The following is a 15892-nucleotide window of genomic DNA, read 5'->3' as shown; positions in this document are numbered from 1 at the left end:
AGGGAACGAATTCTGCGTGACGGCGGCCCTCTGTCGCGTGCCGACGGCCAAGAAAAACAGGGGCCGAAGCCCCTGTTTTGCGGTCAGCGCTTGCAGATCAAGAGTAGGAGTTCTTCTCGATGGCCTGCTTCAGCACCGGCGCGGTGACGCTGGTGGAGATCGTCCAGTTGACGGCGGAGTTGCCGAGCGTGGGCGTGAAGGTGACCGTCTGGCCGCCCAGGTCGTTACCGACCTTGGAAGCAGCGGCGAAGGTCAGCGTGATGATGCCGGTGCTGGTGATGGTGGCGGAGGCGACTTCGTTGGTCGGGGTGAAGGTGGCGGCGCTCAGGATGCCGGCCTGGTTGCAGTTGGTCAGCGCGCCTTCTTCCTGGCCGCACAGGGCCACGGCGTTCTTGAAGGAGTCGATGGCAACGATGGCGTTGCCGACCTTGGCCTTGGCGGTGTAGTCCTTGTACTGCGGGATCGCGACCGCAGCCAGGATGCCGATGATGGCCACGACGATCATCAGTTCGATCAGGGTGAAGCCTTGTTGGGCGCGTGCTTTGAGATTCATATCAGGACTCCAGCAAGAGTGAATGGAAGTGAAGACGAACTTGGTGGATGCAGGTGCCGTGCCAGCTTTTTGCGCTCAGTTGGCCCGTACGCACCACAGCCTAAAAAAACAGGGGCCAGGGCCCCTGTCCATCGGGCGGTCAGCCGATCAGGAGTACGAGTTCTTCTCGATGGCCTGCTTCAGCACCGGGGCGGTGACGTTGGTCACAATCGTCCAGTTGACGGCGGAGTTGCCGAGCGTGGGCGTGAAGGTGATCGTCTTGCCACCCAGGTCGTTACCGACCTTGGAAGCGGCGGCGAAGGTCAGCGTGATGACGCCGGAGCCGGTGATGGTGGCGGAGGCGACTTCGTTGGTCGGGGTGAAGGTGGCGGCGCTCAGGATGCCGGCCTGGTTGCAGTTGGTCAGCGCGCCTTCTTCCTGGCCGCACAGGGCCACGGCGTTCTTGAAGGAGTCGATGGCGACGATGGCGTTGCCGGCCTTGGCCTTGGCGGTGTAGTCCTTGTACTGCGGGATCGCGACCGCAGCCAGGATGCCGATGATGGCCACGACGATCATCAGTTCGATCAGGGTGAAGCCTTGTTGGGCGCGTGCTTTCAGGTTCATGTCATTGCTCCGGCGAAAGTGAGTGGGAGGAGGGCTCACCCCCTGAATGCAGGGGGCGTGCCAGCCCTCCGAGCACGGTCGGCCCGTGCAAAAGCACACGAATCGGGATTCCAGATGGCGTCGGCTGACAAAAAACGTCACTTTGGGCTGACAGGTTCTGTCATGACGGCTCGTCGGGCCGAGAAACGTCAGGCGTAAAAAAGGCGCCTCGAAGGCGCCGGCGACGGGGTGGGCGGACTCAGAGCCGCATCTCCTGCCCCGCCTGCAGCGCGCTGATGCGATGCGGGCTGTTCAGGGCCTGCACGCCCTGCATGACGGCCTCGACCTCGCCCGGCTTGATGTGGGTGATGCGCACATCGACGCTGCCGGCCAGCTGGGTCAGTTCATGGCCCAGCTCACTTGGGCAGAGGTGCTGGCTGACATGTGCGACCTCGGCCTCGTCGTCGCTGAAGGCGGTCTCGATGACGAGGTGGGACAGGCGCAGGTCGGCCAGCCGGCGCCACAGGGCCGGGTTGGGGCCGGTGTCGCCGGTGAAGACCCAGTGGGCATGGCCGCCGGCAGGGCCGGCGTCCACGGCGAAGCCGACGGCAGGGACGGTGTGCACCGCCGGCAGCACCTCGATGGCGCGGCCGCCGAGGTTCAGGCGCTCGCCGATCTGGAAGGCATGCAGGGACAGCACCGGGGCCTTGGCCGTCGGCAGCGCGGTGAAGTCGGGCCAGATCACGCCGTTGAAGACATGCTGGCGCAGCGCCTGCAGCGTCTCGGGCAGCGCATGGACCTGGATGGGGGGGCGGCCGGCCGCGACGCGCAGGCGCAGCACGGCGTCGGCCAGCAGCGGGATGCCCAGCACGTGGTCCAGGTGGGAGTGGCTGAGCAGGATGTGGTCGATGGCCGCCAGGGCATCCAGCGGCAGGTCGCCCACGCCGGTGCCGGCGTCGATGAGGACATCGTCGTCGAGCAGGAAGGCGGTGGTCTTGTAGCCGGCGGCAATGGCGCCGGAGCAGCCCAGGACGCGGATGTTCATGCGGTGCGTGGCTCGGATTGAGGTGCCGCGCGTCGGGCGAGGCAGAGCCAAGAATGTACGCAGCCCCCGGCGCCGTATGACGGTCGGATTACCGACTTGGGGGCATCCGCTCCGTGAGGATGTCACAGCAGCCGCTAAGCCGGCTGCTCCCTCCGGCAACTCCCGCCGATCCAGCTCTGCCGGGCGGCCGGCATAGCCCCTTGAGAGGGCTGGAGCCGGACATCAGGAGCGCTGAGGACTCCCTGTTCCTGCCGAATGCCGCAGGGGGAGGTTCGTTACCCCTGGATGAACTGCATCTGCGTGCCGGCCAGCTCGATCAGGTCGCCGGTGCGCAATGCAATCGATTCGCCCGTCAGCGGGATGCCGTTGACGCTGGGGCGCTGGGCGCCCTCGACATGGGCGAAGACGTAGCCGGTGGGGCGCTTGGTGATGGAGGCGACCTGCACGCCGGGCTTGCCCAGCGTCGTGACGACCTTGGTCAGCGCCACCTCGCGGCCGGCGGCTGCGCCGGTCAGTACCTTGATGGAGGCCGGGCCGATGACGGTGCCGTTGCCCAGCGAGCCGAAGGACGAGGTGAGGCCCAGGTTGGGCGGTGCGCCGGCCCCGGGCTTGAGGATCATCGTCTTCTCGTAGTCGCCACCGTCGTTCAGCAGGAACTTGATCTTGTACTTGCCGATCTCGACGGTGTCGTTGTCGGCCAGCAACTGCTTCTTGATCGCCTTGCCGTTGATGTAGGTGCCGTTGGTGGAGTTGAGGTCTTCGATGAAGACGTCGGCGCCGACCATCTGCAGCACGGCGTGTTCGCCCGACACCGCGAGGTTGTCGATGACGATGTCGTTGTACGGACGCCGACCGAGCGTGGTCTTGTCCTTGGTGATCTGGACTTCCTTGATCACCACGCCGTCGAGCGACACCACCAGTTTGCCCATGTATGACCTCAAGTTCTGTTGTGCTTGCCGCGACTCTTCAGGCAACGGAGTCCTTGCCGCCACGTCGACCGAAAGGCCACCAGCCTCGTCCTTCAGTACGTTGGCGGCCCTCGGCGCGGGCCAGGATGAGCGCGATGTTATCGCGCCCGCCGGCGTCATTGGCCGCGTTGACCAGCGCACGTGCAGCTTCGGGCAAGGCCGGATTGCCGTTGAGCAGGTTGGCGAGGCTGTCGTCGTCGAGCATGTCGGACAGGCCGTCGGAGCACAGCAGATAGGTGTCGCCGGGTTGGACTTCGTGCAGATGCAGCTCCATCAGCACCGTGTCTTCGACGCCGACGGCGCGCGTGACGAGGTTCTTGTTGCTGGAGAAGGCCGCCTCTTCGACGGTCAGCAGGCCGGCGTCGATCTGTTCCTGCAGCAGGGAATGGTCGCGCGTGACCTGCATCAGGCGCCCGCCGCGCAGGCGGTAGGCCCGCGAGTCGCCGACATGGCCCAGCAGCAGGCCTTCGGGGCGGAAGACGCCCAGCACCAGCGTCGTGCCCATGCCGGCGTAGCGTGGGTTGGTGTTGGCGGCGTTGAATATCGCGCGATTGGCGTTGTCCACGCAGATGTCCATGGCGCGCTTGACTTCGCCGGCGCGGGCTTCACGGCCGGCGTCCTTCAGCCAGCGGCCGAGTTCGGTGGCGACGAAGCTGGTCAGCATCTGGCTGGCCACCTCACCGGCGTTGTAGCCCCCCATGCCGTCGGCCAGCACGGCCAGGCCGGCAGCCTCGTCGAGGGCGACCGAGTCCTCGTTGTTGTCGCGCGCACGACCCACGTCGGTGGCGCTGAAGAACTCCAGGGTCATGAGGCTTGAGAGGGATCGGACGGCTCGGCGCCGGGGGCATGGGAGCGGCGATTCTGCCCTGCTTCCTCGGGCGTCAAGCGCAGTGTTTGTGCGAAGGCGGCATCCTCCGGGGACTTGACGGCCTCGGGCAAGGCCGGCTCGGCCTGCAGGGCCATGACGAGGACGGCTTCGAGGTCGCGCGCCATCTGCTCGCCGGAGGCGTAGCGCAGCTCAGGGCGCTTTTCGAGGGCGACGGCCAGCACCAGGGCCAGCGATTCCGGCAGGCCCGGGCGGTGGGTGCGCACGTCGGCGGCGGGCTCGGTGGCGATCTGCTGCATCAGCCGGGCCATGGAGTCGCTCTGGTGCGGCAAGGTGCCGGTCAGCAGCTGGTAGAGCAGCACGCCGAGGGAATAGAGGTCGCTGCGGCCGTCCACCGTCAGTCCGGCAAGCTGCTCGGGCGACATGAAGGATGGCGTGCCGAGAACCAGCCCGGTGCGCGTGCGGCTGCCGTCGCCGACGCGGGCGATGCCGAAATCCATCAGCTTGAGGCTGCCGTTGACGCGGTCCAGCATGACGTTGGCGGGCTTGATGTCGCGGTGGATAACGCCCTGGCTGTGGGCATAGTGCAGCGCCCGTGCCAGACGGGCCCCGATTTGCACCACCTCGCGCGCCGGCAGCAGCTGACCGGGCTTGGTGAACAGGCTGAGGTCGCGGCCCAGCACGTACTCGAGGGCGATCCATGCGTCGTTGCCGTCCTGCCCGGCGTCGACGACCTGCAGGATGTCGGGGTGTTCCAGCGCACGCGCCGCACGCGCCTCGCGCATGAAGCGGTCGCGCACGTCGGCCAGATCCTCGGACGAGAACTCGCGGCTCAGCGCCAGGCGCTTGATCGCCACCTGGCGCCCGGTGGAGCGCTGCGTGGCCTTGTAGACGACGGCCATGGCACCGCGGCCAATCTCGGCCCCGATGTCGAAATCGCGCAGATCCGGCGGCGTGCCGCCCTTGGCCTGGGGCGGCGAGGCGCCCGGTGCCTGGGTCTGCTGCACGGCCGGCAGCGTCGAGGGCTCGCTGGGCGGCGCATCGTCCGCATCGACCACACGACCGATGAGGCGCTGCCAGAAGCCGCCGGCCTTGCCGGGTTTGTCGCCGCTTGCCATGCGGCCGATCTTAGGGCGCCTCGCGCTTGCCGCGGCGGGCGAGGGCCAGGCCGACGGCCACGACGAAGACCGCGCAGCTGATGCTGACCGCGTAGTCCAGGCCATGCATGTGGGCCTCGAACCAGTCGTGCACGGCAGCGTCGGTCGTCGCCATCTCGCCGGCCACGAAGCCCAGCAGCGCCGCACCCATCGTGATGATGGCCGGGAAGCGCTGCATCAGCTTCAGCAGCAGGGTGCTGCCGAAGATGATGAGGGGGATGGACAGGCCCAGGCCGATGACGAGCAGTAGCACGCGGGCACCTTCGGGGGCGCTGTTGGCGGCGGCCGCGACGGCGATGACGTTGTCCAGGCTCATGACCAGGTCGGCGACCAGGATGGTGCGGATGGCCACCCAGACGCTGTTGCTGGCATGCACCTCGGCGTCGTCCTCGCTGTCGGCGAGCAGCTGGACGCCGATCCACAGCAGCAGCACGGCGCCGACCAGCTTGAGCCAGGGCAGCTGCAGCAGCTGCACGGCGAACAGCGTCAGCACCACTCGCAGCACGATGGCGGCGCCGCTGCCGAAGATGATGGCGCGCTTTTGCTGGTCGGCGGCGAGGTTGCGCGCGGCCAGCGCGATGACGACCGCGTTGTCGCCGGACAGCAGGATGTTGACCCAGATGATCTTCAGCAGCGCGATGAAGAAGGCGGCGTTCAGCAAATCCATGGCAGGAGCGGGGGTTGACGGCCCGAGTGTCGGTCCGCCCGGGTGGGCCGCGCCTGCGTGCAACTACGCAGGCCGCAAAAAGGAAAAGGGCCGTTCTGCGAACGGCCCTCGGTCAGCTGCGCGAGGCGGGTTTAGAGCAGTGCCTTGAGCAGCTTGCCCATCTCGGACGGGTTGCGCGTCACGGTGAAGCCGCACTCTTCCATGATGGCGAGCTTGGCATCGGCCGTGTCGGCGCCGCCGGCGATCAGCGCGCCGGCGTGGCCCATGCGCTTGCCCGGAGGGGCGGTGACGCCGGCGATGAAGCCGACGATGGGCTTCTTCATGTTGGCCTTGCACCAGCGGGCGGCTTCCGCCTCGTCCGGGCCGCCGATCTCGCCGATCATGATGACGGCGTCGGTGTCCGGGTCATCGTTGAAGGCCTTCATCACGTCGATGTGCTTGAGGCCGTTGATCGGGTCGCCACCGATGCCGACCGCCGACGACTGGCCCAGGCCGATTTCGGTCAGCTGCGCCACGGCTTCATAGGTCAGCGTGCCGGAGCGCGAGACCACGCCGATGCGGCCCTTGCGGTGAATGTGGCCGGGCATGATGCCGATCTTGATTTCTTCCGGCGTGATCAGGCCCGGGCAGTTGGGGCCCAGCAGCAGCGTGCGCTTGCCGCCAGCGGCTTCCTTGGCCTTCATCTTGTTGCGCACTTCCAGCATGTCCCGGACCGGGATGCCTTCGGTGATGCAGATCGCCAGGTCCAGGTCGGCCTCGACGGCTTCCCAGATCGCAGCAGCAGCGCCTGCAGGCGGCACGTAGATGACCGAGACGGTCGCGCCGGTCTGGCCAGCGGCTTCCTTGACGGTCGCGTAGATGGGGATGTCGGAGAATTTCTCGCCAGCCTTCTTGGGGTTCACGCCCGCGACGAAGGCGTTCTTGCCGTTGGCATAGGCCTGGCAGCCCAGCGTGTGGAACTGGCCGGTCTTGCCGGTGATGCCCTGGGTGATGACCTTGGTGTCTTTGTTGATGTAGATGGACATGTCTGATTCCTCTGGGCTGGCTTAGGCGACGGCGGCGACGATCTTGGTCGCGGCTTCGGCCATGGTGTCGGCGGCGATGATGGGCAGGCCGGATTCGGCCAGCATCTTCTTGCCCAGCTCTTCGTTGGTGCCCTTCATGCGCACGACCAGCGGCACTTGCAGGTTCACGGCCTTGCAGGCGGTGATGACGCCTTCAGCGATGGTGTCGCACTTCATGATGCCGCCGAAGATGTTGACCAAGATGCCTTTCACGGCCTTGTTCTTCAGCATGATCTTGAAGGCCTCGGTCACCTTCTCGGCCGTGGCGCCTCCGCCGACGTCCAGGAAGTTGGCCGGCTCGCCGCCGAACAGCTTGATGGTGTCCATCGTGGCCATGGCCAGGCCAGCGCCGTTCACCAGGCAGCCGATGTTGCCGTCCAGCGAGATGTAGGCCAGGTCGAACTTCGACGCTTCGATCTCGGCCGGGTCTTCTTCGTCCAGATCGCGGTAGGCCACGATCTCGGGGTGACGGAACAGCGCGTTGGCGTCGAAGTTGAACTTCGCGTCCAGGGCCATCAGGTTGCCCTTGCTGTCACGGTTCAGCGGGTTGATTTCCACCAGCGACGCGTCCGTGTCCATGTAGCACTTGTAGAGCTTCGCAAACAGGTCGACGGCCTGGTCGACCGTGTGGCCTTCCATGCCGATGGCGGCGGCGATCTTCTTCGACTGCTCGGTGGTGATGCCGGTCAGCGGGTCGATAATCTCCGTGATGATCTTCTCGGGCGTGCTGTGGGCCACCTCTTCGATGTCCATGCCGCCTTCGCTGGAGGCGATGAAGGCCACTTTTTGCGTGGCGCGGTCGGTCACCAGGGAGATGTAGAACTCCTTGCCGATGTCGGCGCCGTCCTCGATGTAGAGGCGGCGGACCTTCTGGCCTTCGGGACCGGTCTGGTGGGTCTTGAGCTGCATGCCCAGGATGCCTTCGGCCTTTTCCTTCAGGTCTTCGATGGTCTTGGCAACCTTGACGCCACCGCCCTTGCCGCGGCCGCCGGCGTGGATCTGGGCCTTGACCACCCAGACCGGGCCACCCAGCTTCTGGGCGGCCTCGACGGCCTCCTGCACGGTGAAGGCCGGGATGCCGCGCGGCACCGGCACGCCGAACTGGCGCAGGATTTCTTTGCCCTGGTATTCGTGGATTTTCATGGCTGGGTCTCTCGGGTCGGGGAAGTCAGGAAGCGGTTTCGGCGGACTCTGGGATGGCCAGATGCCAGCGCGGATAGAACTTGGCGACGGTGGTGCCGTCGCGACGCAGGGCGTGGCAGCGGTCGAGCTGGAAGGGCGGGTTGCCGGCGGCGTCACCCTCGCGGGTGTCGATGACGGAGCCGGCCATGGCCTGGATGACGGCGGTGGGCAGCACCTGGCAGAGTTCCGTCAGATGGGTGCAGCCGCGCGTGCCCGCCAATCGTTCCTGGACGGACTGACGGAAGCCTTTCATCAGGTTCAGGCCGACGAGCCGGGCATAGGCGTCGCCGTGCTCATTGCACGCGCCGACGTAGGGCATCCACAGCGTCTCGGACGTGGCCGCGGTGATGGTCAGCGTCGCGTCGACCGTCAGATGCAGCCGCATCTCATGGATGGGGTCGCCGGCCTTGCGCGGCACGCCGGCCAGCGGCACGTCGTGCGTCTTGGTATCGGTAAGGCCGGCTTCGACGTCGAACAGGCCGTCATCGCGGGCGAACACCTGCACATCGAGGGCGCGGCGATGAAGCGGGCGGCGCGTGACGGACGGGATGGCGGGGGGCATGGACGGGGTGTGGACGGAACAGCCCGGCCGGTGCCGGGGCGGCTTTTATCGGCACTCACGGCCGCTTTGCCGAGAAGCCAATGGCTTGTAACCGGATGAACCACCGTTCTGGCGGCAGCCGGCAATGTAGCACGTAGGGTAAAAACTACCCCTGCGCGCTCGGTCAAGCGGCCCTTAGGCCCTCAGCAAGCGGCGCACCACTTCGGGGGAAAACCCCCGTGCCAGCAGGAAGCGGGTCTGCCGCGCCTGCTCGGCGGCGTTCCGGGCCGGCTCCGGGCCGAAGCGTTTGAGCCAGACCTCGCGGGCTCGCTCCATTTCGGTGGCGCGCAGTTCTGTTTGTTGCTGGGCGTCCAGCCGCAGGCCGTGCTGGGCCAGTTCCTGCTGGATGCGCTGGACACCGAACCGCCCGGCGCGAACATGCAGACGGGACTCGATGAAGCGTGTTTCGTCGAGGTAACCGGCCGCAGCGAGCGCGTCGAGCAGCGCATCGATGGCGGCCTCGCCGGCTTCTGCGGCTTCTTCTTCAGGCGCGTCTGCCGCGCCGGCAGCGGCGGACGCCGCACGCGCGCGGCGCTCGATGCTCAGCAACTTGCGCCTGAGTTCGACGCGGCTGTGCTCGCGCTGGGCTAGCAGGCCGATGGCGCGGGCCTTCAGCGATAGCGGCGCGCGCGCCATGACCAGCGGCAGCCGGGTTTACTCCTCGGCCGGCGCGCTCAGCAACGCCACGCCCAGCGATTCACGGATCTTGTTCTCGATCTCGCGGGCGATGTCGGGGTTCTCGCGCAGGAATTCGCGGGCGTTGTCCTTGCCCTGGCCGATCTTCTCGCCGTTGTAGGCGTACCAGGCGCCGGACTTGTCGACGATCTTGGCGACCACGCCCATATCGACGATCTCGCCCTCGCGGCTGATGCCTTCACCGTAGAGGATGTCGAACTCGGCCGTCTTGAACGGAGGGCTGACCTTGTTCTTGACAACCTTGACCTTGGTCTCGGAGCCGATGACTTCCTCGCCCTTCTTGATCGAGCCGATGCGGCGGATGTCCAGGCGCACGGAGGCGTAGAACTTCAGCGCGTTGCCGCCGGTGGTCGTTTCGGGCGAGCCGAACATGACGCCGATCTTCATGCGGATCTGGTTGATGAAGATGACCATGCAGTTGGTCTTCTTGATCGTGGCGGTGAGCTTGCGCAGGGCCTGGCTCATCAGGCGGGCCTGCAGGCCGGGCAGGCTGTCGCCCATCTCGCCTTCGAGCTCGGCCTTGGGCGTGAGGGCCGCGACCGAGTCGACGACGATGAGGTCCACCGAGCCGGAGCGCACCAGCGCGTCGACGATCTCCAGCGCCTGTTCGCCGGTGTCGGGCTGGCTGATCAGAAGCTCCTGCAGGTTCACGCCGAGCTTCTGCGCGTACTGGATGTCGAGCGCGTGCTCGGCGTCGATGAACGCGGCGGTGCCGCCGAGCTTTTGCATCTCGGCGATGACCTGCAGCGTCAGCGTCGTCTTGCCGGACGATTCCGGACCGTAGATCTCGACGACGCGGCCGCGCGGCAGGCCGCCGACGCCCAGGGCGATGTCCAGGCCCAACGAGCCGGTGGAGACGACCTGGATGTCTTCGATGACCTCGCCTTCACCCAGGCGCATGATGGAACCCTTGCCGAACTGCTTTTCGATCTGGGCGAGGGCGGCCTGCAGGGCCTTGGCTTTTTCGGTGTTGAGGGCTTTGACCGGGGCGTCCATGCGAATCTCCGTGGGGAATGGCTGAATTATGGGGCAATCTGTATGTTTGTACAGTGGTTTGTCCCCCGATGTGCGGCAGCGAGCCGTCTCAGGATTGAGCAGAGTTTGCGCGCCGGGTGGCTCATGACGTGAGCCAGGCTTGCGCTTTCGCAAGCTGGCCACGGGGCCTGGGCACATAACATCGGCGCAGGAGACAAGACGATGCGCATCCTCATTGCGGAAGATGATCAAGTACTGGCCGACGGGCTGTTGCGCGCGCTGCGCGCTTCGGGCTATGCCGTGGACCGGGTCAGCAGCGGCACCGAGGCCGATACGGCGCTGGCAACCCATGAGTTCGACCTGGTGATCCTGGACCTGGGCCTGCCGCGCCTGCACGGGCTGGAGGTGCTGCGCAAGCTGCGCGCCCGCGGCTCGACGATGCCGGTGCTGATCCTGACCGCGGCCGACAGCGTCGAGCAGCGCGTCAAGGGGCTGGACCTGGGCGCCGACGACTACATGGCCAAGCCCTTTTCGCTGCAGGAGCTGGAGGCGCGTGTGCGGGCACTGACGCGCCGCGGCCTGGGCACGGCCAGCAGCCTCATCAAGCATGGGCCGCTGACCTTCGACGCCACCGGTCGCGTCGCCTACATCAATGAGCAGATGCTGGAGCTGTCGGCGCGCGAACTGTCGCTGCTGGAGGTGCTGCTGCAGCGTGCGGGGCGCCTGGTCAGCAAGGATCAGCTCGTGGAGCGGCTGTGCGAGTGGGGCGAGGAGGTGTCGAACAACGCCATCGAGGTCTACATCCACCGGCTGCGCAAGAAGATCGAGCAGGGGCCGATCCGCATCGCGACCGTGCGCGGCCTGGGCTACTGCCTCGAAAAGATCGCCTCTTAATCGATGCCCAACAAAGACGGCGTCAGCCCCCAGCAGGGCTCGCTGTTCGGCGAGATCCTCGACTGGATGCTCGCCCCGCTGCTGCTGATCTGGCCGATCAGCGTCGCGCTGACCTGGCTGGTTGCGCAGGGCATTGCCAGCCGGCCCTACGACCGCGAGCTCGGCGAAATGGCGCGCAGCCTCGGGCTGCAGGTGGCGGCGGAAACCGCGCCGCCAAGCATCGGCAAGGGCAAGGACCGCTACGCCCTCGCGCCCGAGGCCGCGGCCCTGCTGCGGGCCGACGCGTCGGACACGGTCTTCTACCAGGTGCTGGGTCTGCGCGGCGAACTGCTCAGTGGCGACGCGACGCTGCCGGTGCCGTCCGAGGAGGCGCCCATCGTGCCGTGGGAGCTGCATTTCCGCGACGACGAGGTGGGCAGCGACGCCGTGCGCGTGGCTTATCTCTGGGTGGCGCCCGAGGGCCAGGCGGGTTCGACCAAGACCATGCTCGTGCAGGTCGCCGAGACGCTGGGCAAGCGGGCCCGGCTGACGAACGAGATCATCAAGGGCGTCATCCTGCCGCAGTTCGTCATCCTGCCGCTGGCGGTGCTGCTGGTCTGGCTGGCGCTGGCGCGTGGCATTTCGCCGCTCAACGAACTGCAGCGGCGCATCCGTTCGCGCGAGAGCTCGGACCTCTCACCCATCGACGAGCAGCGCGTGCCCGACGAGGTGGCGCCGCTGGTGCAGGCCATCAACGACCTGCTCATGCGCCTGGACTCCTCGATGAGCCGGCAGAAGCATTTCCTCGCCGACGCGGCCCATCAGCTCAAGACGCCGCTGGCCGGCCTGCGCACCCAGGCCGAGCTGGTGCAGCGCGAGATAGACGCCGGCCGCTCCTCGCCCGAGGAGCTGAAGCGTTCGCTGGCGCAGATCGCCCGCGCCAGCGAACGTGCGGCCCACATGGTCAACCAGCTGCTGGCGATGGCACGCGCCGAGGACGCGGAGCAGGCCATGCGCCGCGAGCCGGTCAACCTGGCCGAGATCGCCATAGATACCGTGCGCGACTTCGTGCCGCGGGCGCTGGAGCGGCGCATCGACCTGGGCTATGACGGCGTCGTGCCCGACGAGAGCCGGCTGCGCGTGCAGGGCCAGCCCGTGCTCATCGGCGAGCTGATCCGCAACCTCGTCGACAACGCGCTGCTCTATACGCCGGCGGGCGGCGTTGTGACGGTGCGTGTCGTCGAGGACCCCTTCGGCCAGGTCGTGGTGCTGCAGGTGGAGGACACCGGGCCGGGCATCCCGCCAGGCGAGCGCGAGAAGGTCTTCCAGCCCTTCTACCGGTCGCTGGGCAGCGGCGTGGAGGGCTCGGGGCTGGGCCTGGCCATCGTGCAGGAGATCGTGCAGCAGCACGAGGCCGAGCTGACGCTGGACGACACCCGCGTGCGCCGCGCGGCGGGGGGCGAGTCGCCCGACGGTCAGGGTCCGGGCGCGCGGTTCACGATCCGTTTCCCCGCAGCGCTGGCGGCGGCCATCAAGTCTTGACGAGCTTCCTGACCCGCGCGATCGACATCAGCAGGCCCAGCGACAGGCCCAGCGTCACCATCGCCGTGCCGCCATAGCTGATGAAGGGCAGCGGCACGCCCACGACGGGCAGGATGCCGCTGACCATGCCCATGTTGACGAAAACATAGGTGAAGAACGACAGCGTCACCGCGCCGGCCATCAGCCGCGTGAAGAGGGTCGGCGCGTCAGACGCGATCATCAGCCCGCGCAGGATCAGCGCCGTGAAGCCGGCCAGCAGCGCCAGCGCCCCCATCAGGCCGAACTCCTCGCCGAAGGCCGCGAAGATGAAGTCGGTCGTGCGCTCGGGGATGAACTCCAGGTGGGTCTGCGTGCCCTGCATGAAGCCCTTGCCGGTCACGCCGCCGGAGCCGATGGCGATCTCGCCCTGGATGATGTGAAAGCCCTTGCCCAGCGGGTCCTTGCTCGGGTCCAGCAGCGTGCAGATGCGGTGCTTTTGGTACTCCTTGAGCACCGGCCATTTCAGGTCGGGCTCGCAGATGGTGTCCTCGCTGAGCACCAGGGCGGTGGCGCCAGCCGCGGCCAGCACGACGGCTGGCACGATGAGCTTCCAGGGCAGTCCGGCGAAGAAGATCACGTACAGCCCGGCCGCCAGCACCAGGATGCCGGTGCCGAGGTCCGGCTGCTTGGCGATCAGCAGGAAGGGCACCAGCAGCAGGCCGAAGGCGGCGATGAAGTCCGGCCAGCGCAGCAGGCCTTCGCGCTTCTGGAACCACCAGGCCAGCATCAGCGGCGTGGCCAGCTTGAGCAGCTCGGACGGCTGGATCTGCGTGACGCCGATGCTCAGCCAGCGCGTCGCGCCCTTCTTCGTGACGCCGAACAGGGCCGTGGCAACGAGCAGCGCCACGCCGAAGGTGTAGAGCGGGATGGCCAGGGCCATCAGCTTCTGCGGCGGCACCTGTGCGACGATGAACATCAGGCCCAGGGCCAGCACCATGTTGCGGGCGTGGTCCACGAAGCGCGTGCCGTGGTCGTAGCCGGCGGAGTACATGCACAGCAGGCCCCAGCCGCACATCCACAGCACGGCCAGCAGCAGCGGGATGTCGAAGCCGCTGAGCCAGGGCTTAAGCCGGCTCATCAGCGGCGGGCGTTCGATGACGGTCATCGCGAAGCTCCCGATGCAGGGGCCGAGGGCGCCGAGGCGGTGGCGGCCGGTGGCTGCCAGCCTGTCAGCGGCACGTCGGCCGCCTTGCGCGGCGTGCCGACGGGGGCGAAGGACTGGCCCTTCTGCGTCAGCGCGATGTCCTCCTCGCTGGGGTACTGGCCCAGCAGCAGGTAGTCGAACACGCGGCGCGCGATGGGGGCGGCCGAGGCCGAGCCCCAGCCGGCGTTCTCGACGATGACGGCCAGGGCCACCGTCGGCTGGTCCACCGGCGCGAAGGCGACGTAGAGCGAATGGTCGCGCTTGCGCTCGTCGGCCTTGATGCTGCTGTATTTCTCGCCGGCCTTCAGGCCGATGGCCTGGGCTGTACCGGTCTTGCCGCCGCTCTGGTAGCCGGCGCCCAGGAAGACCTGGCGCGAGGTGCCCTCCAGCGTCACGCCGTTCATCGCGTTCTGGATGACGGCGACGTCGGCGGGCTTGAGCGGCAGGGCGGGCAGCGCGTCGCTGGCGACGCGGCGCTGCTCGTGCCGGACCACGTCCTCGATCTCGCGCACCAGGCGCGGCTTGTAGCGCTGGCCACCCGAGGCGATGGTCGAGTAGGCCGTGGCCATCTGCAGCATGGTGAAGCTGTTGTAGCCCTGGCCGATGCCCAGCGAAATCGTCTCGCCCGGGAACCACTTCTGGTTGGCCGGGCTCTTGGCGAAGTAGCGACGTTTCCAGTCCTGCGAGGGCAGCACGCCGGTGACCTCGCCCTGCACGTCGATCTCGGTCCTGCGGCCCAGGCCGAAGGGCTCCAGCTGGTCGTGGATGAGGTCCACGCCCATCTCGTTGGCCAGGCTGTAGAAGTAGACGTTGGAGGAGCTGACGATGGCCAGGCGCATGTCCTTGGGGCCGGCGCGGTCGGTCTCGGGGCTGCCGAAGGTGCGGCCGCCGAAGCTGTAGGTCAGGTTGTCCATGATGACCGTGCCGGGCGCGCGCTTGCCGCTGTTCAGCGCGGCCATGGCCATCAGCGGCTTGAAGGTGGAGCCCGGCGGGTAGGTGCCGCGCAGGGCCCGGTTGAGCAGCGGCTTGTCGATGTCCTCGTTGAGGTCGCGCCAGCTGTCGGCATCGATGCCGTCGACGAAGAGGTTGGGGTCGAAGGTGGGCTTGGAGACGAAGGCCAGCACCTCGCCGTTGCGCGGGTCGATGGCGACCAGCGCGCCGCGGCGCTCGCCGAAGAGCTTTTCCACCAGGGCCTGCAGCTTGATGTCGATGGACAGGTTCAGCGTGTTGCCCGGCGTGGGCGGCTTGTGGTCCAGGCGGCGCACCGCGCGGCCGCCGGCGCTGGTCTCGACCTGCTCGAAGCCGGTCACGCCGTGCAGTTCCTTCTCGTAGGCCTGTTCCAGCCCCAGCTTGCCGATGTATTCGGTGCCGCGGTAGTTGGCGAGGTCCTCCTCCTCCCAGTCGTCCATCTGCTTCTTCTCGGCCTGGTTGATGCGGCCGATGTAGCCGATCAGGTGCGAGCCGATGTCGCCGAGGGGGTAGGAGCGGAACAGCCGCGCCTTGATCTCCACGCCGGGGAAGCGGAAGCGCTGGGCCGTGAAGCGCGCCACCTCCTCGTCCGTCAGCTTGGTGCGGATGGGCAGGGAGTCGGTGTGCTTGGCCTCTTCCAGCAGGCGCTTGAAGCGGCGCTTGTCGCGGGCCTGGATGTCGATGACCTGGGCCAGGGCCTCGATGGTGGCGTCTAGGTCGGCGACCTTCTCGGGGTTAATCTCCAGCGTGTAGGCCGAGTAGTTGCTGGCCAGCACGACGCCGTTGCGGTCCTTGATGAGACCGCGGTTGGGCACGATGGGCACGACGGCGATGCGGTTGGACTCGGCGCGTTCGGCAAAGCTGTCGTACTGCACCACCTGCAGCCACAGCAGCCGCGCGACGAGCAGCCCGAAGCAGAACAGCACGAACGCGCCCGCGGCCAGCACGCGCAGTCGGAAGCGCGACAGCTCCTGGTGGAGGTTCTTCAGGACGACCACGAGGTTCTCAA

At 67.3% G+C, this 15892-nt stretch carries 16 protein-coding genes; 2 read left to right on the top strand and 14 right to left on the bottom strand.

Annotation, left to right across the window (positions count from 1 at the left end; translation table 11 throughout):
- Positions 1-97: 97 nt before the first annotated feature.
- The 12 genes from AC07VX_RS23695 to recA all read right to left on the bottom strand — a co-directional run bounded on the left by AC07VX_RS23695 (position 98) and on the right by recA (position 10337).
- The gene (locus tag AC07VX_RS23695) at positions 98-553 is read right to left on the bottom strand and encodes a pilin (RefSeq protein WP_493166917.1); all 456 of its coding nucleotides are present in this window, start codon (positions 551-553) and stop codon (positions 98-100) included.
- A gap of 147 nt (positions 554-700) precedes the next feature.
- The gene (locus AC07VX_RS23690) at positions 701-1156 is read right to left on the bottom strand and encodes a pilin (protein WP_493166918.1); all 456 of its coding nucleotides are present in this window, start codon (positions 1154-1156) and stop codon (positions 701-703) included.
- Between the two features lie 238 nt (positions 1157-1394).
- Positions 1395-2180 (bottom strand): MBL fold metallo-hydrolase, encoded by a 786-nt coding sequence (locus AC07VX_RS23685; protein ID WP_493166919.1) that lies wholly within the window; start codon positions 2178-2180, stop codon positions 1395-1397.
- 275 nt (positions 2181-2455) lie between these two features.
- Positions 2456-3109: an FHA domain-containing protein gene (locus AC07VX_RS23680; RefSeq protein ID WP_493166920.1), complete on the bottom strand. Its 654-nt coding sequence runs from the start codon at positions 3107-3109 to the stop codon at positions 2456-2458.
- A 37-nt stretch (positions 3110-3146) separates the two neighbouring features.
- Positions 3147-3956, bottom strand: a complete 810-nt coding sequence (locus tag AC07VX_RS23675) for a Stp1/IreP family PP2C-type Ser/Thr phosphatase (protein WP_493166921.1) — start codon at positions 3954-3956, stop codon at positions 3147-3149.
- The gene (locus AC07VX_RS23670; RefSeq protein ID WP_493166922.1) at positions 3953-5092 is read right to left on the bottom strand and encodes a serine/threonine-protein kinase; all 1140 of its coding nucleotides are present in this window, start codon (positions 5090-5092) and stop codon (positions 3953-3955) included. The genes AC07VX_RS23675 and AC07VX_RS23670 overlap by 4 nt, the downstream gene beginning before the upstream one ends.
- Before the next feature lie 10 nt (positions 5093-5102).
- Positions 5103-5798 carry a TerC family protein gene (locus tag AC07VX_RS23665; protein WP_493166923.1) on the bottom strand — a complete coding sequence of 232 codons (696 nt, stop codon included), beginning with the start codon at positions 5796-5798 and terminating at the stop codon, positions 5103-5105.
- Positions 5799-5929: 131 nt separating this feature from the next.
- The gene (gene sucD / locus AC07VX_RS23660; RefSeq protein ID WP_493166924.1) at positions 5930-6823 is read right to left on the bottom strand and encodes a succinate--CoA ligase subunit alpha; all 894 of its coding nucleotides are present in this window, start codon (positions 6821-6823) and stop codon (positions 5930-5932) included.
- 21 nt (positions 6824-6844) lie between these two features.
- On the bottom strand, positions 6845-8005 hold the full coding sequence (gene sucC, locus AC07VX_RS23655; protein WP_493166925.1) for an ADP-forming succinate--CoA ligase subunit beta: 1161 nt from the start codon (positions 8003-8005) through the stop codon (positions 6845-6847).
- Positions 8006-8030: 25 nt separating this feature from the next.
- On the bottom strand, positions 8031-8606 hold the full coding sequence (locus tag AC07VX_RS23650; RefSeq protein WP_493166926.1) for a DUF2889 domain-containing protein: 576 nt from the start codon (positions 8604-8606) through the stop codon (positions 8031-8033).
- A 174-nt stretch (positions 8607-8780) separates the two neighbouring features.
- Entirely contained in the window at positions 8781-9287 is a 507-nt protein-coding gene (locus tag AC07VX_RS23645; protein ID WP_493167099.1) for a regulatory protein RecX, read from the bottom strand.
- 12 nt (positions 9288-9299) lie between these two features.
- Complete coding sequence (gene recA / locus AC07VX_RS23640) at positions 9300-10337, bottom strand: recombinase RecA (protein WP_493166927.1); 1038 nt, start codon at positions 10335-10337, stop codon at positions 9300-9302.
- Positions 10338-10538: 201 nt separating this feature from the next.
- On the opposite strand from recA, the gene AC07VX_RS23635 reads away from it, so the two are divergent.
- Both AC07VX_RS23635 and AC07VX_RS23630 read left to right on the top strand, forming a co-directional pair.
- Positions 10539-11210 carry a response regulator gene (locus AC07VX_RS23635; protein WP_088484344.1) on the top strand — a complete coding sequence of 224 codons (672 nt, stop codon included), beginning with the start codon at positions 10539-10541 and terminating at the stop codon, positions 11208-11210.
- A 3-nt stretch (positions 11211-11213) separates the two neighbouring features.
- Entirely contained in the window at positions 11214-12731 is a 1518-nt protein-coding gene (locus AC07VX_RS23630) for a sensor histidine kinase (protein ID WP_493166928.1), read from the top strand.
- Here the strand turns inward: AC07VX_RS23630 and rodA are convergent.
- Together rodA and mrdA are read right to left on the bottom strand one after the other, a co-directional pair.
- Positions 12721-13875 (bottom strand): rod shape-determining protein RodA, encoded by a 1155-nt coding sequence (gene rodA, locus AC07VX_RS23625; RefSeq protein ID WP_493166929.1) that lies wholly within the window; start codon positions 13873-13875, stop codon positions 12721-12723. The genes AC07VX_RS23630 and rodA overlap by 11 nt on opposite strands.
- Positions 13872-15881 carry a penicillin-binding protein 2 gene (mrdA, locus tag AC07VX_RS23620; RefSeq protein ID WP_493166930.1) on the bottom strand — a complete coding sequence of 670 codons (2010 nt, stop codon included), beginning with the start codon at positions 15879-15881 and terminating at the stop codon, positions 13872-13874. The genes rodA and mrdA overlap by 4 nt, the downstream gene beginning before the upstream one ends.
- Positions 15882-15892 lie beyond the last annotated feature (11 nt).

It is taken from the genome of Roseateles sp. GW821-FHT03B02 (assembly GCF_059421025.1).
This window is presented reverse-complemented; position numbering and strand designations above follow the sequence as displayed.